The 25,463-nt window shown below is 37.3% G+C and carries 28 protein-coding genes and 1 pseudogene; 17 read left to right on the forward strand and 12 right to left on the reverse strand.

Annotated features, from left to right (window positions below; genetic code table 11):
• Positions 1-231 precede the first annotated feature (231 nt).
• From GHC26_RS09460 to GHC26_RS09475, 4 genes are all read left to right on the forward strand, one after another.
• Positions 232-1,098 carry a ComEC/Rec2 family competence protein gene (locus GHC26_RS09460; RefSeq protein ID WP_163971018.1) on the forward strand — a complete coding sequence of 289 codons (867 nt, stop codon included), beginning with the start codon at positions 232-234 and terminating at the stop codon, positions 1,096-1,098.
• Positions 1,099-1,535: 437 nt separating this feature from the next.
• Complete coding sequence (locus tag GHC26_RS09465; protein WP_163971019.1) at positions 1,536-1,913, forward strand: GntR family transcriptional regulator; 378 nt, start codon at positions 1,536-1,538, stop codon at positions 1,911-1,913.
• Positions 1,903-2,760: an ABC transporter ATP-binding protein gene (locus GHC26_RS09470; protein WP_163971020.1), complete on the forward strand. Its 858-nt coding sequence runs from the start codon at positions 1,903-1,905 to the stop codon at positions 2,758-2,760. The genes GHC26_RS09465 and GHC26_RS09470 overlap by 11 nt, the downstream gene beginning before the upstream one ends.
• Before the next feature lie 3 nt (positions 2,761-2,763).
• Entirely contained in the window at positions 2,764-3,465 is a 702-nt protein-coding gene (locus GHC26_RS09475; RefSeq protein WP_163971021.1) for a hypothetical protein, read from the forward strand.
• A gap of 158 nt (positions 3,466-3,623) precedes the next feature.
• On the opposite strand, the gene GHC26_RS09480 is transcribed toward GHC26_RS09475, so the two are convergent.
• The 5 genes from GHC26_RS09480 to GHC26_RS09500 form a co-directional block, all read right to left on the reverse strand.
• Entirely contained in the window at positions 3,624-4,400 is a 777-nt protein-coding gene (locus GHC26_RS09480) for an ABC transporter permease (RefSeq protein ID WP_163971022.1), read from the reverse strand.
• On the reverse strand, positions 4,400-5,311 hold the full coding sequence (locus GHC26_RS09485) for an ABC transporter ATP-binding protein (RefSeq protein WP_163971023.1): 912 nt from the start codon (positions 5,309-5,311) through the stop codon (positions 4,400-4,402). The genes GHC26_RS09480 and GHC26_RS09485 overlap by 1 nt, the downstream gene beginning before the upstream one ends.
• A 2-nt stretch (positions 5,312-5,313) precedes the next feature.
• On the reverse strand, positions 5,314-5,511 hold the full coding sequence (locus tag GHC26_RS09490) for a PLD nuclease N-terminal domain-containing protein (RefSeq protein ID WP_163971024.1): 198 nt from the start codon (positions 5,509-5,511) through the stop codon (positions 5,314-5,316).
• Positions 5,512-6,136: 625 nt separating this feature from the next.
• Positions 6,137-6,262 carry a YfhE family protein gene (locus GHC26_RS09495; protein ID WP_163971053.1) on the reverse strand — a complete coding sequence of 42 codons (126 nt, stop codon included), beginning with the start codon at positions 6,260-6,262 and terminating at the stop codon, positions 6,137-6,139.
• 68 nt (positions 6,263-6,330) lie between these two features.
• Entirely contained in the window at positions 6,331-7,224 is an 894-nt protein-coding gene (locus tag GHC26_RS09500; protein ID WP_163971025.1) for a TIGR01777 family oxidoreductase, read from the reverse strand.
• A 147-nt stretch (positions 7,225-7,371) separates the two neighbouring features.
• Here GHC26_RS09500 and recX point away from each other — a divergent pair, with 147 nt between their 5' ends.
• Positions 7,372-8,184, forward strand: coding sequence for a recombination regulator RecX (recX, locus tag GHC26_RS09505; RefSeq protein WP_163971026.1), 813 nt, complete (start codon positions 7,372-7,374; stop codon positions 8,182-8,184).
• 278 nt (positions 8,185-8,462) lie between these two features.
• Here the strand turns inward: recX and GHC26_RS09510 are convergent, their stop codons facing one another.
• The 3 genes from GHC26_RS09510 to GHC26_RS09520 form a co-directional block, all read right to left on the reverse strand.
• Entirely contained in the window at positions 8,463-8,642 is a 180-nt protein-coding gene (locus GHC26_RS09510; RefSeq protein ID WP_163971027.1) for an Arc family DNA-binding protein, read from the reverse strand.
• A gap of 12 nt (positions 8,643-8,654) precedes the next feature.
• Positions 8,655-9,509 (reverse strand): SPFH domain-containing protein, encoded by an 855-nt coding sequence (locus GHC26_RS09515; protein ID WP_163971028.1) that lies wholly within the window; start codon positions 9,507-9,509, stop codon positions 8,655-8,657.
• 169 nt (positions 9,510-9,678) lie between these two features.
• Complete coding sequence (locus tag GHC26_RS09520; protein ID WP_163971029.1) at positions 9,679-10,338, reverse strand: SDR family NAD(P)-dependent oxidoreductase; 660 nt, start codon at positions 10,336-10,338, stop codon at positions 9,679-9,681.
• Between the two features lie 85 nt (positions 10,339-10,423).
• Here GHC26_RS09520 and GHC26_RS09525 point away from each other — a divergent pair, with 85 nt between their 5' ends.
• Positions 10,424-10,753: a YfhH family protein gene (locus GHC26_RS09525; protein WP_163971030.1), complete on the forward strand. Its 330-nt coding sequence runs from the start codon at positions 10,424-10,426 to the stop codon at positions 10,751-10,753.
• 207 nt (positions 10,754-10,960) lie between these two features.
• Here the strand turns inward: GHC26_RS09525 and GHC26_RS09530 are convergent, their stop codons facing one another.
• Positions 10,961-11,947, reverse strand: a complete 987-nt coding sequence (locus tag GHC26_RS09530; RefSeq protein WP_163971031.1) for a metal-dependent hydrolase — start codon at positions 11,945-11,947, stop codon at positions 10,961-10,963.
• Positions 11,948-12,083: 136 nt separating this feature from the next.
• Between GHC26_RS09530 and mutY the strand changes: the two genes are divergently transcribed.
• Positions 12,084-13,151 carry an A/G-specific adenine glycosylase gene (mutY, locus tag GHC26_RS09535; RefSeq protein ID WP_163971032.1) on the forward strand — a complete coding sequence of 356 codons (1,068 nt, stop codon included), beginning with the start codon at positions 12,084-12,086 and terminating at the stop codon, positions 13,149-13,151.
• Between the two features lie 50 nt (positions 13,152-13,201).
• Here mutY and GHC26_RS09540 read toward each other — a convergent pair whose 3' ends face one another.
• Complete coding sequence (locus GHC26_RS09540; RefSeq protein ID WP_163970894.1) at positions 13,202-13,369, reverse strand: hypothetical protein; 168 nt, start codon at positions 13,367-13,369, stop codon at positions 13,202-13,204.
• A gap of 162 nt (positions 13,370-13,531) precedes the next feature.
• On the opposite strand from GHC26_RS09540, the gene GHC26_RS09545 reads away from it, so the two are divergent.
• From GHC26_RS09545 to GHC26_RS09560, 4 genes and pseudogenes are all read left to right on the forward strand, one after another.
• Positions 13,532-13,717 (forward strand): gamma-type small acid-soluble spore protein, encoded by a 186-nt coding sequence (locus GHC26_RS09545; RefSeq protein ID WP_163971033.1) that lies wholly within the window; start codon positions 13,532-13,534, stop codon positions 13,715-13,717.
• A 182-nt stretch (positions 13,718-13,899) separates the two neighbouring features.
• Entirely contained in the window at positions 13,900-14,427 is a 528-nt protein-coding gene (gene ntdP, locus GHC26_RS09550; RefSeq protein WP_163971034.1) for a nucleoside tri-diphosphate phosphatase, read from the forward strand.
• 159 nt (positions 14,428-14,586) lie between these two features.
• Complete coding sequence (locus tag GHC26_RS09555) at positions 14,587-16,353, forward strand: ABC transporter ATP-binding protein (RefSeq protein WP_163971035.1); 1,767 nt, start codon at positions 14,587-14,589, stop codon at positions 16,351-16,353.
• A 294-nt stretch (positions 16,354-16,647) separates the two neighbouring features.
• Positions 16,648-17,518: pseudogene (locus tag GHC26_RS09560) on the forward strand (AraC family transcriptional regulator).
• Positions 17,519-18,268: 750 nt separating this feature from the next.
• On the opposite strand, the gene GHC26_RS09565 reads toward GHC26_RS09560, so the two are convergent.
• A complete protein-coding gene (locus GHC26_RS09565) occupies positions 18,269-19,564 on the reverse strand; it encodes a glutamate-1-semialdehyde 2,1-aminomutase (protein ID WP_163971036.1) in 1,296 nt (431 codons plus the stop codon).
• Between the two features lie 91 nt (positions 19,565-19,655).
• Here GHC26_RS09565 and GHC26_RS09570 point away from each other — a divergent pair, with 91 nt between their 5' ends.
• From GHC26_RS09570 to perR, 5 genes are all read left to right on the forward strand, one after another.
• Positions 19,656-20,117 (forward strand): potassium channel family protein, encoded by a 462-nt coding sequence (locus GHC26_RS09570; protein ID WP_226376909.1) that lies wholly within the window; start codon positions 19,656-19,658, stop codon positions 20,115-20,117.
• A gap of 76 nt (positions 20,118-20,193) precedes the next feature.
• Positions 20,194-20,664 (forward strand): thioredoxin-dependent thiol peroxidase, encoded by a 471-nt coding sequence (bcp, locus tag GHC26_RS09575; protein ID WP_163971037.1) that lies wholly within the window; start codon positions 20,194-20,196, stop codon positions 20,662-20,664.
• Between the two features lie 406 nt (positions 20,665-21,070).
• A complete protein-coding gene (locus tag GHC26_RS09580) occupies positions 21,071-22,021 on the forward strand; it encodes a D-2-hydroxyacid dehydrogenase (RefSeq protein ID WP_163971038.1) in 951 nt (316 codons plus the stop codon).
• A gap of 1 nt (position 22,022) precedes the next feature.
• Positions 22,023-22,580 (forward strand): cob(I)yrinic acid a,c-diamide adenosyltransferase, encoded by a 558-nt coding sequence (locus GHC26_RS09585; RefSeq protein ID WP_163971039.1) that lies wholly within the window; start codon positions 22,023-22,025, stop codon positions 22,578-22,580.
• Between the two features lie 471 nt (positions 22,581-23,051).
• Complete coding sequence (gene perR / locus GHC26_RS09590; protein WP_163971040.1) at positions 23,052-23,495, forward strand: peroxide-responsive transcriptional repressor PerR; 444 nt, start codon at positions 23,052-23,054, stop codon at positions 23,493-23,495.
• A 69-nt stretch (positions 23,496-23,564) separates the two neighbouring features.
• On the opposite strand, the gene GHC26_RS09595 is transcribed toward perR, so the two are convergent.
• Entirely contained in the window at positions 23,565-23,951 is a 387-nt protein-coding gene (locus tag GHC26_RS09595) for a YgzB family protein (protein WP_163971041.1), read from the reverse strand.
• Between the two features lie 166 nt (positions 23,952-24,117).
• On the opposite strand from GHC26_RS09595, the gene GHC26_RS09600 reads away from it, so the two are divergent.
• Positions 24,118-24,993 carry a nucleotidyltransferase-like protein gene (locus GHC26_RS09600; protein ID WP_163971042.1) on the forward strand — a complete coding sequence of 292 codons (876 nt, stop codon included), beginning with the start codon at positions 24,118-24,120 and terminating at the stop codon, positions 24,991-24,993.
• Positions 24,994-25,463: the final 470 nt, after the last annotated feature.

A 25,463-nucleotide genomic window follows, 5' to 3' on the forward strand; every position in this document is an offset into this window, starting at 1 on the left:
TTATTTTTTTACACGTTAGGAAAGTATAAAATTTTAGCTAAGAAGTAGACTAAGGCGTTGCTAATATTTTAATGTCCTAAGTATAAGAAAAACGAACACATTCGCTAAAGGAAGATCGAATGCGAGTTTTTCTAATTGTTAGTTGCTACATATTACATGTTTATTGAATAAATAGAAATGGAATATAGTGTGAAAACTATGCATGGTAAGAAATAACGAAGGGTGTTTTGCATGCAACAATCCATTCGAATTACTATCATTATGGTTTTATTTATTTTTATTATTCCGATTAGTGGTTATAGCTATGAATCAAATCTGGAGGTTCACTTTATTGATGTTGGACAAGGGGATAGTGTCCTGGTTAAAACACCGAACGATAAAGTCATTTTAATTGATGGTGGTCGTCCAAAGGTTGGGAAAAGGGTTGTGAACTATTTAGAAGATCATCATGTCAATGAAATTGACCTTATGATTTCAACACATCCAGATATAGATCATATTGGTGGTTTGATTGATGTAATGAAGCAGTTTAAGGTAAAACAAATTTTAGACTCTGGTAAACTGCATTCAACTGCAACATACGCCAAGTATATTAATGAAATACGAAAACAGGATATACCTTTTAAACTTGCCGAACAGGGGAAGAAAGTGAAACTTGATTCTGAATTAGAAATACGTATTTTGAATAGTTATCAAGGAATGAAAACAAATAATCAATCTTCTATTGCTTTAAAAATGACCTATGGGGAGATTGATTTTTTGTTGATGGGAGATGTGGAGAAGAAACAGGAAGAACAAATGCTGCGTAGTTACGATGTACAGGCTGAAATTGTCAAAGTAGCACACCATGGTTCTGATACTAGTACAAGTCTACCGTTTTTATATGCGGTAGGACCGGAAGTTGCGATGATTACGTATGGAGAGAACAACGATTTTGGTCATCCAGTTAATCGTGTCATTGATAATTTAAAACAGGTGGGTGCATCGATTTACTCTACAGCAACTTATGGAAATGTATCGATTATATCAGATGGAGAGAGTTATCTTGTTCTGCCAGAAAAAGAACCTCTCGATCATCTACCAAAAGAAGCTAGTTAAATTAAATGAAGATGAGATTGGAAGCGGAGCGCCATATGGAATGGCGCTTTTTGTATGGAGTGGGAGTGGTGGGGAATTTTGGATGGTGAATTGTTGTCAATGAAGAAAAGAGGAGTGAGGTCATTGAAAGTGGATCGAGGGAGCTTGTCAGTGCTAAGATCAGCCAGGGAAGGTCCAAAAAAGTAACAGAGGGAGCTTATCAGTGACCAAATTGGTAAGCGAATCACTAAAAAAGTAACAGAGCACGCGCTCCTCAATAACCAAACCACCAATTAAATCTTCAAATAAGTAACAGACATCCACCCCTCTTGCTAATCTAACATTCCCTAGTCCACCTAGAATTCAAAAAATTCCATAATACTTATTGACAAAACACTTTATTAGTTATATGGTTAGTTACATAAGTAATTAACCAATGAACGCTAAGGGTGGTTATGATGAAACGAACATTAGATGAAAGTAAGCCCATCTTTTTACAAATAAAAGAACAGCTAGAAGACTCTATTATCAATGAGACAATCCAACAAGGTGAACGGGTACCATCTACAAATGAATTTGCTGCGTTCTATGAAATCAATCCTGCAACCGCCGCAAAAGGAGTTAATCAGTTGGTTGATGAGGGGATTTTACGAAAACGAAGGGGTGTTGGGATGTTTGTGACACAAGAAGCAAAATCCATATTAATTGAAAAACGAAAAAAGACCTTTTATGACAATTACGTAAAGCCACTTAAAAGTGAAGCAGCGAAATTAAATATTAACAATGAACAATTAGTAGAGTTGGTTAAAAGGGGAGGAGAATTTGGTGAAAATTGAGGTAGAAAATGTCCAGAAGAAGTATAAGGATCAGTATGCTTTACAAGATGTTACATTCACATTGGAAGGACCTAAAATTTACGGATTATTAGGTCGAAATGGAGCGGGTAAAACAACCTTTATGGATATTTTAGCTGGTAATATCCTTCCATCAGCTGGTCGGATCAAGATTGATGGCGAAAATCCTTTTGATAATCAACGTTTAACTCAATCGATTTGTCTGATTAAGGAAGGCAATAATTTTAAGAAAGACTTAAAGATAAAGAATGTGCTAAAAATATTTTCCTTCTTTTATCCAAACTGGGATCATGCATTAGCGATGGACTTAATCAAGGAATATAACTTAAATCCTAACGCTAAAATTAAGACACTATCTAAGGGTATGGAATCGGCATTGGGGATTACGGTAGGTTTAGCTAGTAAGGCTCCAATTACTATTTTCGATGAACCCTATATTGGACTGGATGCAGCGGCTAGGAAGAAGTTTTATCAAATTCTCTTAGAAGAATACGAGGCGGAGGAACGGACAATCATTTTTTCCACCCACCTAATTGACGAAGTAAGTTTATTATTTGAGGAAGTCTTAATTTTGCAGGAAGGTTCACTAGTTTTACAGGAAAAAGCCGAGTTTCTACGGGAGAATACTTGTGCAGTTACAGGAACTGTTGAAGAGGTGGAAGCTTTTATTAACGGAAAAGAAGTATTGGATAAAAAGGAATTAGCTGGAATGATGACTGCTTATGTTTATGCATCAATGGAGGAAGCGGAATCGAGTGGCTTTAAAGTGGAAGGAATACCGATTCAGGATTTAATGATTTATTTAACTGAACGAAAGAAGGGAGCCTAAAAAATGCAGAAACAAATAAAAGGGTTACTATACTTTTACACAGCAGATATTCGTCATTCGTTGACTGTATTTTGGACAATTTTATTGGCAATATTGGTGGTGTCATTAACGTTTGTCTACTTTTTAGAAAGACTAGGAGATGGTTTTTTCACGTTTAGTTTAACAGGACCAATGTATGTTTATTGTGCGATTTTAGGATTTATCACTGTGAAAGAAGCCATTCCATTTTCTATTAAAATTGGAGCAACGAGAAAGAATATTTTTATCAGTTTAGGGATCTTTTTCTTTCTTCTTTCCTTTTCAATGGCTACAGTAGGAAGTTTGTTACAGGAGGCTATCAAGGGCTTAAATCAGTTATTGAATGTTGATATTTTTACCTTTCTCCATATCAGCCATTTCTTGAGTGATGTATGGTATAGCCGGATTTTAATTGATACGTCCATTATGTTCTTTTTATTGACATTTATGCTTGTCGTAGGATTAATTTTTTATCGTTACGGCCTGTTAGGCGGAGGGACTTTCCTTGGTATATTATTAGTCATATTTCTCGTTGGCATTACACAAGACTGGTTCGTTAATTTCTTTGGAGAGGTATTTCTGAATATAGATCTAGTATTCTTCATCCAACTATTTGGCATCGGGGTCAGCTTATATTTTCTTTCTTTCCTACTGTTAAGGCGAATCACCATTGTAAAAGTACGATAAAGCTTAACTCATTCGGTTCCGACTCGGCATGACGTGCTAGTACTAAGCGTTGCGATTGACGTGGCGTTCTTAGTCAGCCTGCTGGTTAACACGTAATAAGCAAAGGTCCAGACAATGATATGGTCTGGACCTTTCGCATGTATGAGCACGGTACTCGACTAGTTTGCTAATTCTTTCTTTTGTAATGTAAAGGTTGCACCAATGATTAATAGGATCGAGAGGATGAAGGTGACAATAGCTGCACCAATAAGATCACCTGGAATTTGTTCGATTAAAAGCATCTCATGAATGTGTTGGGCTATCATATTAGGACTCCAAGCTAAAACATGGCTAAATACTTGGGTGATTCCACTCATCGCGATGATCGTTGCTATCGTAAGAAATGCGACTAAGCCTGGTAATTTTACAAGTGTGTTATAAAAAATCGATAGGGATATTACGAATGTTAGCCATAATCCATAGAAAAAGACAACTTGGATAAAAGCAACAAAGGAAAGTTCACCAAATAATAAATTGATATAATACCAACTTACGAATAAGCCTAAAAATAGAGAGAGCCAGATAAGTAACAGATAAGATGTCCATTTGGCTGAAACATAATTCCAGTAGCTAACTGGTTTTACTAAAATAAGTTCTGACACGCCACTTTTTCGCTCGCCACTAATGGTTCCCATCGACATTAAGACAATGACTAGCACACCCATTGTACTCAATTGGCCTAAACTCATCATCACTGCATCAGCTGGTGAAAATTCAGGTAACTCAAAAGCAGTTCCTTCTGGCATCCCTCCTGCCATGTCAATAATTTGTGGCATATAGTAATTGGCAAGTGGGTCAAGAATAGCTAATAAAATAATGACGAGTGGAACCCAAATCCATTTGACATTTCGCCAGTTCTCTAATAATTCTTTTTTGAAAAGTGTCATCCATTGCATCATTGATTCACCACTTTCATGAACATGTCTTCCAGGGTGGCGCGACTAATCGAAAAAGTTGTGAGCGGCCAATTTTTGTTTGCTGCTAATTGTAGTATGTTGGAACGAGTTTTTGCTATATCTGTTGTCGTAACATGCAGTAAATTCCGATCGATATGAGAATTTGTAACTTCTGGGAAAGAATCTAACTGTTGTTGATAGGTTTCTAAATTTGATTCAAATCCAAGCTCAATTTTTGTTGTTTGATATTTAGCTCGTAAATGCTCCATGGCTCCAGACTCTACAATATCCCCATTGTGGAGTAATAATAGCTCATCACTTACTTCTTCGGCATCCCCTAGAATATGGGTGGAAAAGAGAATCGTCATCTCTTGTTTCAGTTTTTCCATTAATGTGAGAACTTCACGGCGACCTATGGGGTCTAATGAGGATACTGGCTCATCGAGAATCAACATTTTTGGGGAATGGATGATGGCTTGAGCAATACCAAGACGTTGCTTCATCCCACCAGAAAATCGGTTAATTCGCTCATCCCTTGCCTCTTTCGTAATACCAACTTGATCAAAAACTTCATCTGCACGTTTTGTTGTTTCAGATTTTGATAAAAAAGCAAGTTGCCCACTATACATTAGAAATTCCCTTGCTGTCATCCAACCATGAAAAACAGGGTACTGTGGTAAGTAACCAATATAGGGACGAATGTCAGCATTGGCATCAAGCCCCTGAAAGGAAACAGTTCCTTCTGACGGTTTTAATAAGCCAGCTAAAATTCGCAAAATGGTCGTTTTTCCTGCACCATTTGGACCGATTAAGGCAATACATTTTTCACTTGGTAGGGAGAATTGAACATTGTTAACAGCTGTCTTTGTTTTATAGTGTTTGGATAAATGATTAACCTGAAGAATTTCCATGACTACTGTCTCCTTCCAAGAATAAAGTATAAAATTGGTCCCAATGTGCTAACAAATAGGATTATTAAGACCCACAGCCATTTTGGTCCATTTGTTTCTTTGGTTCGGATTAAATCAATTAATGCAACTACCATTAAAATAGCTTGGATCACCAAGATTGGTGCTATGATGGCCCAATTGATATTTGCGAGTTCTTCCATTTTTTCTCACCTCGTAATTAAAGGATACCATTATATACGGATTAGGTCAGTAAAAGGTTCTAGGTAATGGGAAAAAGTAATCCACAAAGTTATGCACATTATCAACATTGTATTAATAGGATTTTTTTGTTATATCCACATTATCCACAGGTTGTAAATGAGTTATCAACAAAATGTCTGTGCATAACTTTTGTCGAAAGACCCTGAAATATCAGGGTTAATTTAATTAGTTATGAACAACTGTTAATAACCTGTTTATAACTAGTGGAAATAAAGGATGTATTCTAATAGCTTGTTGTTTATTAAAGTATGGATCCTGATGGATAGTTGATATATTATGTGTCGTAACTTTAGCATGACTTCCTTCCATCCTTTATAAGGTGAGTGCTAATACGGTGCTGCAGAAAAATACGCTTCACCATGGGCACAAGTGCAACATCTGTTCAAACTCTCTCTGTTCATTTTCACAGTGTCTTCTTTGCCACGGGAACACTTCAGCCTCCTCATTGAAAAACGAAGTGACTATCCAGAGCGGAAAGAATAGCACAAAGTTACGATGCATCATATATAAGCTACGACGTTAAGAAAACAACAAAGTATACAAAAAAATAAAAAACCGAAGCTGTTAACTTCGGTTTTCTGGCTTTGTGAATTGTTGTGATGCCTTATCTGCCTTTTTAAAATCACGCTGGTACAATACCTCTTGTGTTTTGGACAAAAACTTTAACCGTTCATTGTTCTTTTTATCCACCATGTCCAATCCCTCACTTATTTTTAGTCTACTATTAGCGTTACCTCCAATTTGCAAATTATACGCGCCTATTTTTCGCTAATAGTTGCCTGTAAAGCTTCTTCTAAATGAGGGTAGTGAAATGAATAGTTGTGTTCGATGGCTTTTTCAGGGATTACATATTGCCCCTTGGTTACAAGCAGACTCATTTCCCCGATAAGGAGTCGAAGCATCAATTTAGGTACTGGCAGCCAATATGGGCGATTGAGGACACTTGCTAATGTTTTTGTGAAATCTTTATTTCGCTCAGGATTTGGTGCTGTCACATTAACAGGTCCCTTTATCGCTTCATGATCGATACAATATGAAATCATGTTCACAACATCATCAATATGGACCCATGATAACCATTGTTTTCCCATTCCAATTGGACCGCCAATAAAAGCTTTAATCGGGAGCATCATGAGAGGGAGGGATCCTTCTTTTCCTAAAATAACGCCAAATCGCATATAGACGGTTCGAATGCCGATTGCTTCTGCTTGTTCGGCACATTGCTCCCATTCCACCACAACCTTGGCTAAGAAGTCATCACCAGATTGTTCCGTATCTTCCGTGAACGTTTGCCTTTCAGATGTTCCATAAAATCCAACAGCTGAACCACTAATAAAGACTTCAGGTTTTTCTGCCATATTGTTCATTAAATCAATTGCTTTTTGGGTTGATTCGATACGACTGCGCAGGATTCTCTCTTTTTTTCTTTTCGTCCAATAACCAAATAAGGAATCACCTGCTAGGTTTACAACAGCATGTATGGTAGGAAGGTATTGTGCCGTAACTTGATAATTGATGTATTTTACAAGTGGGGAATTTTCATACTTATATGGTGATCTAGTAAGTATATATACATAATGCCCCTGATTAACTAGCTGTTTGGTTAAATGTTTTCCGACAAAACCAGTTCCACCTGTCAGCAATATATTCATTTCTCACACTCCATTTGATTATGATCAATGATTTCTTTGTCTATTCCACCATGTTATTTTTTTAGCTTAATCTATTCTATGCAATCTTGTTTCCACTAATGTGGTGATATGCATTTTCTAGTATAATAAGGCAAAAGGGGGATCGGCATGACAAAAATTACACGTATTACAACGCAAAAACGACGTAAAAATCGGTATAACATTTTTCTGGATGATGGTCATGGGGAAAAATATGGGTTTAGTGTCGAAGAAGATGTGTTAATTGAATTTAATCTACGTAAAGGACTCTCTTTGGATCAAGCTATGATTCAGCAACTAGAACAAAGAGATACATTTCATAAAGCATATGCTCTTGCCATTAATTATTTAAGCTATCGAATGCGGACAAAGAAAGAACTTTATGACTACCTTGTCAAAAAAGAAGTGGATGACGAACATATTCCTAAAATAATGGACAGGCTAGAGCAGGAACATTTGTTGGATGATCGTCAATTTGCCGAAGCTTTTGTCCAAACACGAATTCAAACATCAAGTAAAGGTCCATTACTTATCAAAAAAGAATTAATAGAAAAGGGAGTAGCAGCCTCCATTGCTGATAATGCGATCCAATCCTATTCTTATGAGACCCAGCTCGCTAAAGCAGAAAAGTGGGTTACCAAAAAACTAAATCATCGAAAAAAAGACTCCTTTCAAAACCAAATCCAAAAACTGCAGACAACCTTAATGCAAAAAGGATTTTCACAAGATGTGATGAAAGAAGTTACAAGTGATTTATACGATGAAAAAGATGATGAATCGGAATGGACGGCACTCCAATATCACGGCGAAAAAATGCTTCGGAAATATAAATCAAAATATACAGGCTTTAAATTAGAACAGAAACTAAAAGAAGCATTATACCGAAAAGGCTTTTCACTAGATGATATTCAAGCTTTTATCGATAGCCTTGATGACGATTAGAAGTGCTGATAGTTTTTATCTCGAATGGAACGGATATGCTGACAAAAACGGTTTTATCCTTTACATAGGTTGTCACAGCTGATTGTATCAAAATATGAGAGAGAATCAACCGATATAAAGGCTGTCATGGCAGAAAGCACCTTATTTTAAGAGAGAATCGACCGATAGACAGCCTGTCGTGGTTGAAAGCATACAAGTAATTCAAGCGTTTTTGTATGTTAATTATGCTGCCCGTATATAATTTGTCGTTTTCTTCACGGTTAGTGAACGATTTATTTTTAGTCTTGATCTTTATTTTTTTCCTGCTTCTTCGGCAACCTTCCAGCCTTTTTGACCGATTCTCTAAGCAAAAATTCTATATGGCTATTTACGCTGCGGAATTCATCTGTCGCCCAAGCTTCAAGGGCTTCATATAGTTTCGGATCAATGCGTAGTGGGAAATTCTTTTTCTTTGCCATCTTACCCCTTCTTTACTGGTATAGTGATCCTGTGTTTATGACTGGCTGTGTCCCTTGCTCAGATACAATGGATACAAGTAAATTGTTAATCATGGCGACTCGTCTTTCATCGTCTAAGTCGACAATTCCTTCTTTCTCAAGCCGTTCAACTGCATCTTGAGCCATTTCTACGGCTCCATCTACAATTTGTTTCCGCGCAGCAATAATTGCACTTGCTTGCTGTCTTTGGAGCATCGCTTGAGCAATTTCGGTGGAATAAGCCAAATGTGTAAGTCTTGCTTCAATAACTTCTACTCCAGCAACCCTTAATCTTTCTTGTATTTCTTGGGTTAATTCTGCGGATACTTCTTTTGCATTTCCTCTAAGCGTTAATTCGTCTTCTCCAAACGTGTCATATGGAAATTTCGTTGCAACAGCACGGATGGCCGTTTCACTTTGGATTTCAACAAATTGTTCATAGCGATCAACTTCAAATACAGCTTTTGCTGCATCAATGACTTTGAACATAATGACTGCGGCAATTTCAATCGGGTTTCCATTTACGTCATTTACCTTTAATCTTTTGCTGTTAAAATTTCGAACACGAAGCGAAATCGTATTTCGAATTGTAAATGGGACGGTTAGTGCAATTCCTTCACGACGTATTGTCCCCACGTATCTTCCAAAAAAAATGACTACGACGGATTGATTTGGTTGAACCATCGTTATTCCAGACCCAAGTATAATCGTGATAGCAAGTAAAATTCCACCAATAACAAATTGCTCTGCTATAAAACTAAATACCGCACCAGTAAGGAATACCGCAATCGCAAATATCCCTACATACCCATTCATGACCCAAGCATCTTTCTCTTTGGTACCATTCATAAAATATCCCACCTTTTCGATTTTAAATATTATTACTATATCAATATGATATCATGTTTATGAATTTTCGTAAAATTTATTGTCAATAAATAAAAAGAGCCCATTTCAAAAAATGGACTCAGAGTTTCTATACAGTTGGAATTTATTAAATAACAGTAGGCCAATTCTGTTATGAATCGATTCGTATTTCTTTTCTCCCATCGTCTTGTTCATAAATAGCTTGTGCAACATCTTTTGGATCCTTTAGGCGTGATGGATCTGTAATATGGTTGGAGTCCTTCCAAAACGGTGTGTTCATTCCACCCATGTAGACGGCTGTTAGGCTCACGGGTTCTTCTTCTAATTCCTTTTGAAGACTCTCGGTAAATCCTTTGATGGCAAATTTACTGGCACAATAGATGGATTCATTCTTTTTGCCGCGTAATCCAGCAGTCGAGATGATAGTTAAAATACGTCCTTTACGCTCACGAATTAATGGTAAGGCACATTGGACGGTCAAAATAGTACCTTTAATATTGGTGTTAAGTGTATCATCGATATCATCCATCCTATAATTTTCGACAGGACCGAAAATACCAATCCCAGCATTATTAATAAAAATGTCTAATGTACCAATTTGTTGAAAAGCAATACTAACAGAAGCTTGTTCGCGGACATCACAGAGGACGACTTGGGCTGTGCCACCCTGTTCGATAATTTCATTTTGAACGATATGAAGTTTATTATCAGAACGTCCTAATAGAAATACGTTATACCCATTTTTTGCATATTGATGTGCTAGTGCACGTCCCAATCCACTACCAGCACCAGTAATAGCAACATTTGCCATTCCATTTCCCCCTCCACTATCATTTCTATTATTTCCATTTTCCTAAACTATTGGTAAAATGTAAACTAGTAGAGGGGGATTTATAATGGATTATCGATATAGTGATTTAACTATAGAACAACTGCGAGATGAAGTAGGGATATTAAAGGAAAAAGCACAAAAAGCAGAACAATTAGGGAATATTAGTGAAGTGCAAATTAACGAGCGAAAAATGCAAGTTGCGATTTCTTATACATTAAACCCAGAAGATTACAAAGCTGGTGAAACCTATGAACTAAATGGGGATCCAGGTCATACCTTTAAAGTGAATTACATTAATGGAGTATTTGCTTGGGGACACCGCGTAAATTTACTTGGTGAGGTTTATGATAAAGAAGAAGCTATTCCTATTTCGTTATTAGTTGAAAAGAAATAATCCTAGTATTTATTCCATAGAAAAGTATTATTAATCGGAACTTAAGGGATTAACTAAATGACGATTCATCGGATAAAATGATGCGGATCCTCATTCCGCTAATTAGGTAAATAAAATGGAAAATACCGTGTTTTAAGCATGTATCTTTGAAAAAAGCCAACAAACCAAAACAGCAGGGACGAAATTTCCCTGCTGTTTCGTAATGTTTTATACTGGATTATCGCCAATAAATAATTTATGCTGTAATTTATGCTCTGAAAAGATCCAACCTGTATAGGAGCTAATAATATCCATATTTTGATCTAAGTGGACAACAGCAACAAACGGATAATGTCCTTTCGATCTGTACCGTAAGTCAATAAATCGCACTTCCGTGAAATTATCATATTCATTGATTTCCCAACGATAGATCGGAGAGAAGGATAAAAATGCCGAGACATTTTTATCTTTTTTTACTTTTTCCATTAAGTCATTGCTTGGTAAGGGTACTTTTTCAAATTCATCAATAATCTCAATATGCCCATTTTCGACCGTGCCTACATAGAAGTGGGAAGTTGTGGTAATAGCAACCCGCCAAATATTTTGTTTAATCGTTGGCGAGGTAGCAACTTTTTCCGTCTCTGGAAAATGATCATGGATTTTCTTGACAATTTCTTTTTTATCCAAGTATCGCTTAACATAGTATAATAAGATGACGGTATAGATAACAATCCAAGTATAGCCTGGATTGGCACCAAGTAACCATGCGATAATCCCAGCTACATGTAGGAAAAAGATATAGGGATCAAACGTGTTAATAAATCCATGTGCAACCCACTTATTAGTAAAGGGACGATATGCTTGTGTTCCATAGGCATTAAAAATATCGACAAAAACATGGATGATAACAGCGAGAAATGTCCATGCCCATAAATGGAAAAAGTTTACCTGTGGTACAACCATATAAATGACACTAGCAATTAAAATCCCCCAAATTATAATGGCAGGGATTGAATGGGTTGCTCCTCGATGGTGACGGATATAGGTTGCATTATTTTTTAATTTTAGAATCGTATCGAAATCTGGCGCATGGGAGCCGACAATTGTTCCAACTAACACTGCTTGGAAGAGTGTTGGGTCTTGTTGAACAACTGGGTCTATTGTTGCTAATCCCCCTAAAGCAACGCCCATCACAATATGGGTACCAGTATCCATATTTAAAGGTCCTCCTTGGCCTTGTATTGGTGTAACTTTTTATAATATGAACAAAATCAGCTAAAACCATTCCACGAGTATTGGATCGGTTATTCATTTTTGGTTAATTTTATTTTAACATAAAGGTTGTGACAGTATGGATAATAAGACTTTACAAAATATTGACATTTCTGCCTTCCAACATGATTTAATAGACTGGTATGAACGGGAAAAACGTGATCTTCCGTGGAGGCAAGACCAAGACCCCTATAAAGTTTGGGTTTCTGAAATCATGTTACAGCAGACAAAGGTAGATACGGTAATTCCCTATTTTTATCATTTTATCAAGCAATTTCCTACTGTATACGATCTTGCTGAAGCAGATGAACAGGCAGTTCTAAAAGCATGGGAAGGGCTGGGTTATTATTCCCGTGCACGTAATTTACAAACAGCCGTCAAAGAAGTAGTTGCTTCCTATAGTGGGGAAGTCCCATCCGAACCGAAACAACTAGAAAAGCTAAAAGGAATCGGTTCCTATACAAAGGGTGCCATTCTCTCTATTGCATACGGACAAGCAGAACCAGCAGTAGATGGAAACGTGATGCGTGTCCTATCTCGAGTACTAAAGATTGAAGAAGATATTAGTGTTCCTCGAACGAAAAAATTGTTTGAATCCATTGTCCGTGAGCTTATCTCCAAGGAAAATCCATCTTCGTTTAATCAAGGTATAATGGACTTAGGTGCGATGGTTTGTACTCCAAAAGCCCCTATGTGTATGTTATGCCCGATTCAACAACATTGCACGGCGTTTGACGAGGGAATCGAACAACAATTACCAATTAAGTCTAAAGGGAAGAAAACAAAAACCGTTCCCCTTGTTGCCTTGCTAATTCAAAATGATCAAAAGGAATACTTGATTGAACAGCGCCCGTCAAAAGGATTATTAGCTAATTTATGGCAATTCCCGATGGCACCCATTGCAGAAATTGGGTTTGATCATATCGAAAATTGGTTCCAAAGTGAATATGGTATTGCGGTCACATTAATGGAGAATGTTGGAACGCAAAAACATGTTTTTTCCCATTTAGTATGGGATTTAGCCATTTATAAAGCGAACACTGTTGCAGAAGAGACATTAGATGAGCGGCTTACATTTGTGAAAAAAGAGGATCTGGACAATTTTCCATTCCCTGTTTCCCATCAAAAAATGATGACCTATATTTGACGGTTAAAAAGGTTACACATGGGGTTGCATGGTAACCTTTTCTTCTCCATTTATTCTTTTCGACTATGCATTTCATCATTAATTTCGTGTAAAATGGTTAACCCTTCCGAATTTACATATGGTAAAAGCTGTGAAAGAGCATGTTGGAAATACATTAACTCATTATCGTCCCATTCTGTTTTACTCATCATTGATAATTCAGTAAAGTCTCTTCTCATATCGAACATCCTCCAAAAAGTGATGTTTGCTTCTAATGTATGTTAAATTCCTGATATTATTCTTTGGTTTGAACATGGTGATAGATGGATTACTTTACCATTTATGTTTTTCTCATAACTTCCGCAATCCTGGAGAAATTAAGTAATGCGGAGGTGATATTGATGGCTAAGAACCCAAACAAAACACAGTCAGGTACTAATGTTCAACATGTAAAGCAACAAAACCAAAAAGCGGCTCAAGGTCAACAACAGGCAGGCCAAGGTCAATATGGCACTGAATTTGCATCCGAAACAAACGCTCAAGAAGTGAGAAAACAAAACCAAAAATCTCAACAAAACAAAAAGTAACTGACGTATCTCCCCCAATTTTTAAATAAAAAGAGCTTCCATCATGATGGGAGCTCTTTTTGTGTGGGATATTAAATGTGGTCGTAATACTTTATATTTCATTCTGTTCGCATTATAATGTATGCAAGATAAAAAAATTACTATAATTTATTATGAAAGTGGTGTGTAGAAAGGGAGATTCAATGGCTGGACCAGGAGCAGGCGAAAAAGTTCAAATTAAAAGCTATAAACATAACGGAAAATTACATCGTGTATGGGAGAGTACAACTGTTTTAAAAGGAACGAAGAGCGAAATAATCGGAGCCAACGATAAAACATTTGTAAGAGAAAGCGATGGTCGCACTTGGACAACGAGAGAGCCTGCTATTTGTTATTTCCACGCCAAGTACTGGTTTAATGTTATTGGAATGTTACGCGGGGATGGGATTTATTACTACTGTAATATTAGTTCACCATTTATTTTTGAACATCAAACGATTAAGTACATTGATTATGATTTAGATGTCAAGGTTTACCCAGATATGACATATGATTTGTTAGATGAAGATGAATATGATGAACATAAAAAACTAATGAATTATCCAGTAGTACTAGATCATATCTTATATTCCAACATGGATTATTTATTGCAGTGGATAAGACAACGGACAGGTCCATTCGCCCCAGAGTTTGTCGATCAATGGTATGAACGGTTTCTAACCTATCGCTAGGTTAGGGGAAAGCTTTAATAACCTTGTTACATAATAGGTAGCAAGGCTTTTCTATTTTTTATGTTAGGTTCATGACAATGTAGTAGTGGTATGACCATTAATCGTCTGCAAATGGATGAGCTTTTACCACATCAGAGTATATAAGGGGAAGGTAAATGTATGAGTAGTGTGAAGCAGTACATGAAATATGTAAAGCCATACAAATGGAAGATTGTATGGACAATTTTAATTGGCGTGATTAAGTTTGCGATCCCGTTATTAATTCCGTTAATTTTAAAGTTTGTCATCGATGATATTATTAATGCACCAAACATGACAGACTCAGAAAAAATATCCCAGTTGTTTTGGATTATGGGAATCTCGCTTGTAGTATTTCTTATTTTGCGGCCACCAGTAGAATACATTCGCCAATATTTAGCACAATGGGTTGGCAATACGATTTTATATGATATTAGAGATAGATTATTTGATCATTTACAAAAACTGAGCTTACGCTATTATTCGACAACGAAAACTGGCGAAATAATTTCCCGGGTAATACATGATGTCGAACAAACGAAAAACTTTGTCATAACAGGTCTTATGAATGTGTGGCTAGATATGGTTACAATTTTAATTGCCATAGGTATTATGATGTCGATGGATTTCTGGCTCACGATAGGCGCAATCATTTTATTCCCACTGTATGGAATATCCGTGAAATTCTTTTATTCCAAATTACGTCGGTTAACACGGGAACGTTCGCAAGCATTAGCAGAGGTTCAAGGTCACTTGCATGAACGTGTACAAGGAATTCCAGTCACCAGAAGCTTTGCGTTAGAAGAATATGAGCAGGACCAGTTTGAAGGTCAAAATGGAAACTTCCTATCCAAGGCATTAAACCATACAGACTGGAATGCGAAAACCTTTGCTGTGATGAACACAATCACAGATTTGGCACCACTATTGGTTATCGCCTTTGCTGGTTATCAAGTAATCAGTGGTAATTTAACAATGGGGACGATGGTGGCATTTGTCGGATATATGGAGCGGGTTTATAGTCCATTACGTCGACTCATTAATTCTTCGACTGTTTTAACCCAATCGATTGCTTCAATTGACAGGGTGTTTGAATTAATGAATGAAAAATATGACATCAAAGATAAAGAAAATGCGGAAACACTTCAACATGTTGAAGGTGTCATTGATATCGAAAGTGTAACCTTTAAATATGAAGAAGAGGAAGAAGAAGTATTAAAAAATATTAATTTACATGTGGAAAAAGGAGAAACGATTGCCTTTGTCGGAATGAGTGGTGGCGGAAAATCTACGTTAATTAGCTTGATCCCACGATTCTATGATGTGACAAATGGCTCCATCAAAGTGGACGGTACAGATATTCGAGATGTCAAAGCACGTTCATTACGTGATCATATCGGAATGGTGTTGCAGGATAACATTTTATTTAGTGAATCGATTGCGATGAACATTCGAATGGGAAATCCTGATGCGACAGATGAAGAAGTCATTGCTGCCGCAACAGCAGCTAATGCACATGTCTTTATTAAGGATTTGCCGCATGGATATGATACCTTAGTAGGGGAACGTGGTGTCAAACTCTCAGGTGGTCAAAAACAACGAATTGCCATTGCTCGGGTATTTCTAAAAAATCCACCAATCTTAATTTTTGATGAAGCGACATCTGCCCTGGATTTAGAGAGTGAGCATACGATTCAAGAAGCAGTTGAAAAGCTAGCATCAGATCGAACCACCTTCATTGTCGCACATCGACTTGCAACGATTACACATGCTGATCGAATTGTCGTTATTGAAAATGGAGAAATCCAAGAAGTAGGATCCCATGAAGAATTAATGCGAATGCGCGGAAGTTATTATAACTTATATCAAGTGCAAAACCTCGATACACCAGAATATAGTCATACATGATAACGGAGAGGGGTACAATCTATATGGGTTGTATCCCTGTTTTTTTATCCCGCATGTAACGGGAAGTAAGACCCCCACTTCAAGATTTCTTAGGAGATCTAAGAAAGATAAGTGGGGGATCAAACTGCCCGAAAATGTCTGATTTGTGCAACTAACAATCAGTGGGGGAGGAAAGGAAACCCCACTGAATGAAGTTTCACTTTATGAAAAATAGTGTACCCTACACACATGTGCATGAATTGTCGGAGGTAATGTAGTAAACTCTGTTATGTTTAGGAAAGAGGAGGTCAATCAATGGATTCGCTAAAGGATATGAATGAAGCAGTAAAATATATTGAGGAACATGCTCAGAAGATATAGACTTTAAACAAGTGGAAAAGATAGCCTATTGCTCAGAATACCATTTTAGTCGAATGTTTTCTTTTCTTGCTGGAATTTCATTATCCAAATACATTCGCCGAAGACGGTTAACACTAGTCGCATTTGAATTACAACAGAGCGAGAGACGAATTATTGATATTGCGCTGAAGTATGGTATCATTCACCAGATTCATTTACGAGAGCTTTTCATAGTTTATATGGAATCACACCATCTGAAGCGAGAAATCATGGTCAAGCACTAAAAGCATACCCACGCATGACCTTCCAATTATCGATTCGAGGAGGCAGTGAAATGAACTATCGTATGGAGGAAAAAAATCCATTTGAAATTGTTGGTATTATGAAACGAGTCCCGATTGTCTTCGAAGGGGAAAACCTGGAAATCAATGCAATGTGGAACATGTTAGATAGCGGGAAAATCAAACAAATCACTGAACTTTCTGACATATAACCAAAAGGGATGATCCAAGCATTTACTAATTTTTCTGAAGGTCGTATGGAGAAAAAAGGGGCTTTAGATCACTATATAGGAGTGGCAACGACTAAAAATACCCTTGAAGATTTTTCAGAACTTGACGTTCCTGCCTATACGTGGGCCGTATTTACATTGATAGGGTCGTTTCCAGATGATTTACAAGCAACATGGGGACGTATTTATTCTGAATGGTTCCCATCCTCTACCTATCTACAAGTCAATGGACCAGAAATCTTGTCGATCAACAGTCCCGATTTAACGTCCCCATCAGTGGAAAGCGAAATTTGGATACCTGTTACGAAACGGTAAATATGGATATGGTGTTGGATGGGGATTGCTCAACGTACTATTCCATCACCGGAATGCCATCTCTGTTACCTAATGCAAGAGGTTAATAAAAAGTAATAACAGAGAGATCATCTCCAGTACTTTTCCAAAGGCACTTTTCGTATACTTTGTTGTTTTTTATATGCATTATCTATGTGCTGAGCAGTAACTAGTGGCCGTTACGTTTAGACGTATGCAATTGTTGTAGTTATTCTTTGGATCATTTAATGTTCTATTGGCTTTATTCCCGTTGATTCCGGTCCGATAGAGATGTTCTAACGGACTATTCGAGAGGTGATTCGTTGATTCCGGTCCGATAGAGATGTTCTAACGGACTGTTCGAGAGGGGATCCGTTGATTCCGGTCCGATAGAGATGTTCTAACGGACTATTCGAGAGGTGATCCGTTGATTCTGGTCCGATAGAGGTGTTCTAACGGACTATTCGAGAGGTGATCCGTTCATTCCGGTCCGATAGAAACGATCTAATGGATTTTTTCTTTGTGTTTATTACCGTTTGTTCTGTATCGATTTTTAATATAATTCATATGTTACCATTCACGTCACATCATCCGTCTTATATGCAGGATGTCTCATACCTAAAAGCAACAATCTTTTAGAAAACAGCCTTTCCAAAAACAGTCACAATCCATAAAGAAGCCTACGAGACGTATCCTGTCTCATAGGCTTTTTTAAAACACGATTTTATCCCGCATGTAACGCGGAGTATGACGTTATTTTTCTGCCATTTGACGAAAGGCATGTCCAACGGCTTCGATTGTTTGATCAATATCTGCTTCCGTATGTGCGGTAGTTAAGAACCAGGCTTCAAATTTAGATGGAGCCAAATTAATACCTTGTTCGAGCATCAATTTAAAGAATGTCGCGAAAGCTTCCCCGTCACTAGCATCTGCTTGTTCATAATTGGTAATCTCTGTATCACCAAAGTAAACCGTTAAGGCACCACATAAGCGGTTAACGGAAATAGAAATGCCATACCGTTTCGCTTGTTCTAGGATTCCGTTTTCCAAGCGTTCGCCTAATTGATCAAGCTGCTCATAAACACCATCTTCTTGTAATACTTCTAGACAAGCGATTCCTGCTGCCATCGATGCTGGGTTACCAGCCATTGTTCCAGCCTGATAGGCAGGTCCAAGTGGTGCAACCTGTTCCATAATGTCTTGTTTTCCACCATAGGCACCGATTGGCAAGCCACCTCCGATAATTTTACCCATGGCCGTCATGTCCGGTTCAATACCGTATACCTGTTGTGCACTTCCATAGGTGAAACGAAAAGCGGTGATGACTTCATCGTAAATAACGAGTCCACCAACCTCGTGTGTTAGGTCATTTACAGCTTGTAAAAATCCTTCTTTCGGCTCGACGATTCCAAAGTTACCAACGATTGGTTCCACTAATACTGCTGCAATTTGATCTCCCCAATGATCTAGTGCTTGTTGAAAGGCATCCAAATCATTAAATGGAACGGTAATGACATCCTGTGCAACAGATTGTGGAATACCAGCAGAATCTGGTGTACCTAGTGTTGCAGGACCTGATCCAGCTTCAACTAATACAGCATCAAAATGACCATGATAGCAACCAGAGAACTTGATTATTTTATTTCGGTTTGTATAGGCACGTGCAACACGAATCGTTGTCATCACGGCTTCGGTACCAGAATTTGTAAACCGAACCTTATCTAAGGATGGAATAGCATCCTTAAGCATTTCAGCAAATTGGTTTTCTAGACGTGTAGGTGTTCCATACAGTACACCATTTGTTGCGGCATTAGAGATTGCCTCAGCAATGTGTGGATGACCATGTCCTGTAATAATAGGCCCATATGCTGCTAAGTAATCTATATATTTGTTTCCATCGACATCCCAGAAGTAAGCACCTTTGGCATGTTCCATATAAACAGGTGTTCCGCCACCTACCCCTTTGTAGGCGCGTGATGGTGAATTAACACCACCTACAATATGATCTAATGCTTCTGTATGTAATTGCTTTGATGTTGAAAAATTCATTGTGGCTATGACCTCCTAATCTTCTCTCTATTTATCCTATCGTAAAAAGATAAAAAAATAAATGACAAGCTATTTCACAAAGGAGCATAGAATGACAATGGAAGGGTGGGGAGAGATGGATATTATTTCTTGGATCGCACTAATCATCATCTGCTATATCTTGATTCGTAGTATTGTGAAGTTTATTCGAGGCAAAAATGTACGTGCCTATATGGAACGATCAGGGAGTTACTTTTCAGCTGAGCTATTTTACACACTACTTGTCATATATAGCATTGTTATTATTGGGTTTGCGCTTATTTATTTTATCCTTTCTTTCCAGCATATTACGTTGGTCGAAAATGGAGAACTGCGGCAAGTTAATACAATTGGTACCTTGATTCATTCCTTATACTTCAGTGGGGTTACGTTACTGACAATTGGTTATGGGGATATTACACCAATTGGAATTGGTAGACTAATTGCTTTAATTGAGGCGATGATCGGTTATATTTTACCAACAGCATTTGTGCTACGTCTTGTTCAAACGAATCAACGGGATAGAGAACAATAACGTGAATCTTTTGCATTCCACACTCTATATGCTATCATACTTGTTATAGTATTGATTAGATATGGAGGTATTTCGGATGAGTATTGAAATAGGGATAGAGGCACCAAATTTTACATTGCCGAATCAGGATGGCGAGTTGGTAAATCTATCTGATTTTAGAGGAAAGCATGTTGTGCTTTATTTTTATCCGAAAGATATGACACCAGGCTGTACAACGGAAGCATGTGACTTTCGTGATGCACAAAAAAGCTTCCAAGACTTAGATGCCGTCATAATCGGGGTTAGTCCAGACCCAGTTGAACGCCATCAGAAGTTTATCGATAAGCACGATTTACCGTTTATGTTGCTAGCAGATGAGGATCATAAAGTGGCAGAAGCCTATGATGTTTGGAAATTAAAGAAAAATTTTGGAAAAGAATATTACGGCATTGAACGTTCTACCTTTATTATTGATAAAGAAGGAAAAATGCGAAAAGAATACCGCAAAGTAAAAGTAAAAGGACACGTTCAAGAAGCACTAGAATTTATTCGGGAAAATTTAGCATAAACCTATATAATAGCATTGGATAGCATATCAATTAACATTGGTATGCTATTTTTTAGAAGGTAAGAAACAACCATGGCTCGCCTTGAGCAAGCCCACCATCTATCATGAAAATGGATCTCTAATTTATTGTAATGCAATTAAGCCCTTCAAAAAAATAATGATGAAGGGCCTAGCTTAGCATTGCCTTTTATAGAAAATGATTTCTTAGGAGATCCAAGAAAGATAAGAGGGGGATCAAACTGCCCGTAAATGTCCGATTCGTTCAACTAACAATCAGTGGGGGAGGAAAGGAAATCCGCACTGATTGAAGTTTCATCTTATTAAACAATTTTGAACATTCCCCCTTTCCAGTCTATGTAAAAACCGCTATGATAGAGGTACAAACTTTTTTGGAGGGAGAAATGGAATGGAAGTCCTTTTTTCAGCAAAATTATCAGAAAAACATAAAACTAGCTTACAAACACAATTTCCTACTGTATTGTTCACTTTTTGTGACAATATGGCAGAAGCAGAAGAGCATATAGACAAAGCCACAGTTTTAGTAACATATGGGGAAGATCTGACGGGTGAACTAGTGGAGAAGGCAGTGAACTTAAAGTGGATTATGGTTATATCAGCAGGTTTAGATAAAATGCCATTAGATGTCATCCGTGAAAAAGGAATTATCGTGACCAATGCACGTGGTATTCATAAAGTTCCAATGGCAGAGTATGCCATTTCCATGTTGTTGCAAGTATCGCGTAGTGAAAAAGTGTTAATCCAGCAAGAAAAAGATCGTAATTGGGATCGTTCTGCTAGACTACAGGAGATCACTGGAAAGACGATGATTGTTGCTGGGACTGGCGCAATTGGTCAGGAAGTGGCTCGTTTAGCAAAAGCTTTCCGTATGACAACATATGGAGTGTCTCGAAGTGGGAAAGCGGTGGAGTTTTTTGATAAAACGTTCACAACCGAACAGCTAGTAGAACTGTTGCCAGAAGCAGATTTCCTCGTGTCAGTACTCCCGAGTACGAAGGAAACAGACAACTTATTTACATATAATAGCTTCGAGCAGCTTCCAGATCATGCCATCTTTTTAAACATGGGGCGCGGCAATGTGGTAGACAGCGAAGTTTTGCTTAAGGCAGTACGTAATGGAGAGATTGACCATGCGGTATTGGATGTGTTCCATGAAGAGCCATTGCCAAGAGATCATGCGTTTTGGATGGAGGAAAACATTACGGTGACACCACATATGTCTGGTCGTTCGCCACATTATGTAAGACGTGCCTTGGCTATATTTAAGGAAAACTTAGAAGCTTACCAAGAAGGTCGTACAGATTTAACGAATAAGATCGATCCTAACAGGGGGTATTAACATGCGGATTTATACTCGTTCCGGGGATAAAGGTAAAACGTCTTTAATTTATGGAAAACGCGTACCGAAAAATGATCTCCGTGTAGAAGCGTACGGGACATGTGATGAGGCGAACTCGATGATTGGATTAGCCTTAAGCTATGTATCGAAGGAAAATTGGGAAGAAAAAGAGGAATTTCTAAGTACCATGCACCGTGTTCAAACGATTTTATTCCATGTGGGAGCAGAACTGGCAACACCAAGTGATAAAGAAGTAACGTGGAAACTGAAGCAGGAACATATTGATGAATTAGAATCTAAAATTGATGAATGGGACAAATCGTTAACCCCACTTAAGAACTTTATCTTACCATCAGGTCACCCTGCATCAAGTGCACTTCATACAGCACGGACAGTGGCAAGACGAGCTGAGCGGACAGCAGTCGGGTTAGGAGAGGAACAAGTGAATCCGCTGGTGGTCTCCTACTTAAATCGTTTGTCCGATTTTTTATTTGTTGCAGCACGCTATGTCAATCAAGCATTAGATGGCGAAGAAATTCCGTTACAAGTGGATGTGTAAAAAAAGAAAGCAACTCCTTAACGTGGAGTTGCTTTTTTGCGTCTTGGAAATTATAAAAATTAGACCTATGAATAACTGAACAATAGGAACAACCACGGCCAGCTCCAGTGCTAAATTGTAGCGAGACTTTCTTCACCTCCGTACAATAAGTCAACATCGACTTCTTATGGTCGCCGTGTTTCCTTTATCTCCTATGAGGGAATGTTCGATTAAGACCGTCGATTTGCGCGACAACATCGAACCACCTGGCATGGCCAGGTGTAGTCCGTACGTCGCTAACCGTGCACTTCTAGCTTTTGTTCGTTAAAGGTTTTCATGGTAAAAAACGTGATAAATGTAATAATGTATCCGATATTTCAATATACTTATATTGACAGGACAATGCAATAACAAGTACACTAATTATAAGGATTATAAAGTAATAATTTTATTAAATATTAATTATACTAGGTGAAAGCGAGGTGCATGACGATGTCTGAAAAAAAGTTACAGCAAGCGATCGATACATTAAAAGAATCAGGCGTGCGAATTACACCACAACGTCATGCCGTACTTGAATATCTTTTAAACGCGATGACTCATCCAACTGCAGATGAGATTTATAAAGCATTAGAAGGTAAATTTCCAAATATGAGTGTTGCGACTGTTTATAATAATTTACGTGTATTACGTGAAATAGGTCTCGTTCGTGAACTCTCATATGGAGATGCTTCAAGTCGATTTGATTGTAATACATCTGAGCATTACCATATCATTTGTAATGATTGTGGGAAGATCGTGGACTTTCATTACCCGTCTCTAGATGAAGTGGAATCGCTAGCAGAGCAAGTTACAGGCTTTGAAATCAGTCATCACCGTATGGAATTGTATGGTAAATGTGAAGAATGCCAAGCCGTCGACACCCAAAAGCATTAATTGATAGTGAAAAATAAGAATTAAAAAGACTCCAGTACAAGGATATGTAACTGGAGTTTTATAGTTGATTTATTTCGTTTTATCTTGCTTATTCTTTTCTCTTCGGTAACGTCTTGTATTATATTTTTCATCAAACTCTTTGCCTTCTAAATCTTTATCCAATGTTAATGGTTGTTTGCAATGCATACAAGCATCCACTCGTCCAAGCATTTTTGTCGGTTTTTCACAGTTCGGACAAATAATAGGTACTGCTCTTGTCGATAACATTCCTATCCAAAAATAAACCACCATACTGAATAAAATGAATAAGATCCCTAGAATGAAGAAGATCGTCATTAGCCATGGAATTTTTTTGGCTAAAATACCACCATACATCACAATAATCCCAACAAAGATAAGGATTAAGGCAAAAGAACGGATTTTATTTATTTTACTTGAGTAGACTAATTGCCCCATGTCTGTCCTCCTATCTATTACATTAGATACTATAGCATATTTTACTGCATTTTTTATATAGGAAAAAGGATTTTGCTAAATGATATCGAATTATATAAAGTAATATAATTACGTATAACATGGTATATCACAGTAAAATAGAGTGTTATCTATTGGAGGATTATATATGGAAAGTTTAGTACGCCCAATTTATCAGGAACGAACGAGTGACCCAAATACATTAGGGGTTCTTATCATAGAAAAAACAAAACCAGTAAGTCCAGTTACGGAAAACTTTGATAGTATATTATTGATTATTGTAAAGGATGCTGAAAAAGCATGGTATGTGAAACATTATGAGCTTGATGAAGATAAAGATGTTGCACTACATATCGTTCGGGAAAGTTTATTAACAAAATGGATTGATCAAAATGAAAATCGAATCGCAACAGAGTGGATCGTGTATGGACGAATTATCTTTGATCGAAATGGATATATGGCAGCTTTAAAAGACCAACTTCGATCATTCCCAGAAGATAAACGAGATCATCGGAAACTCATTGAATTAGGAAAATTAATCAAGAGTTATCATGATGTCAGAGATTTATATGACTTAGGTCATTATAAAGATGCTTATAGTCGTATGGTACATTGTCTCCACTATATTGCTCGTCTTGCTGTAGTAGAGAAAGGGTATCTTCCAGAGATCACAGTTTGGGATCAAGTGAAAAATTTAGATCCAGAAGTATATAAACTTTATAATGAATTAATTGGAAGTAGTGAAGAACTAAAAAAGCGGATCGAACTATTATTGCTGGCAACCGATATGCTCATTCATTCGCGTACAAAAATAGCTTCTAAGTATTTAATTGATGTCATGCAAACGAAAAATAATGCATGGACTTATTCAGAGCTAAAGGAACATCCATTATTATATCCATACGAACTGAACCTGACGACGATCCTTGCTTATTTAGTAGAAAAGGATATTATTCATATAGAACGGAGAAAGACAAAAGGGGAAGGTGTTTATAAACGGGTATATAAAGTAAACAATGCATAAGAAAAGGAACATGTTCGCTATTCTATGATAGGGGGATAATGTTGTGGTTGTTGTTGGAAGAGATAACCACTAACGTTATCCCAAAAAAATGTTGACTTTCATTTCGTACCATGGTAAATTTAAATCCGTCGCAAAAAGCGCACAGCAATTAGCGACGAAAAATTAAAAATTACCTATTGCAATGTTTAGTTGTTATATGATATAGTTATTTAGCTCCTGAAAGGGAACAGATATTATTATTTACGAATGAATATTCAACAAAATAATTGTTGACTCTTAATCACAAATATGTTATATTATTAAAGTCGCTTTAACAGCGACCCACTTATTGAAAAAAACTTATTGACTTTATATAGTTAATATGATATAATTAAAAAGTTGTCACTAAGACAACACTTGAATTTTGCTCCTTGAAAACTGAACAAAACAACCAGTATGTCAAGTACGAATGAAAGCTAAGAATTTCGTAA

Source organism: Oceanobacillus halotolerans (genome assembly GCF_010993955.1).
GTDB lineage: Bacteria > Bacillota > Bacilli > Bacillales > Amphibacillaceae > Oceanibacillus_A > Oceanibacillus_A halotolerans.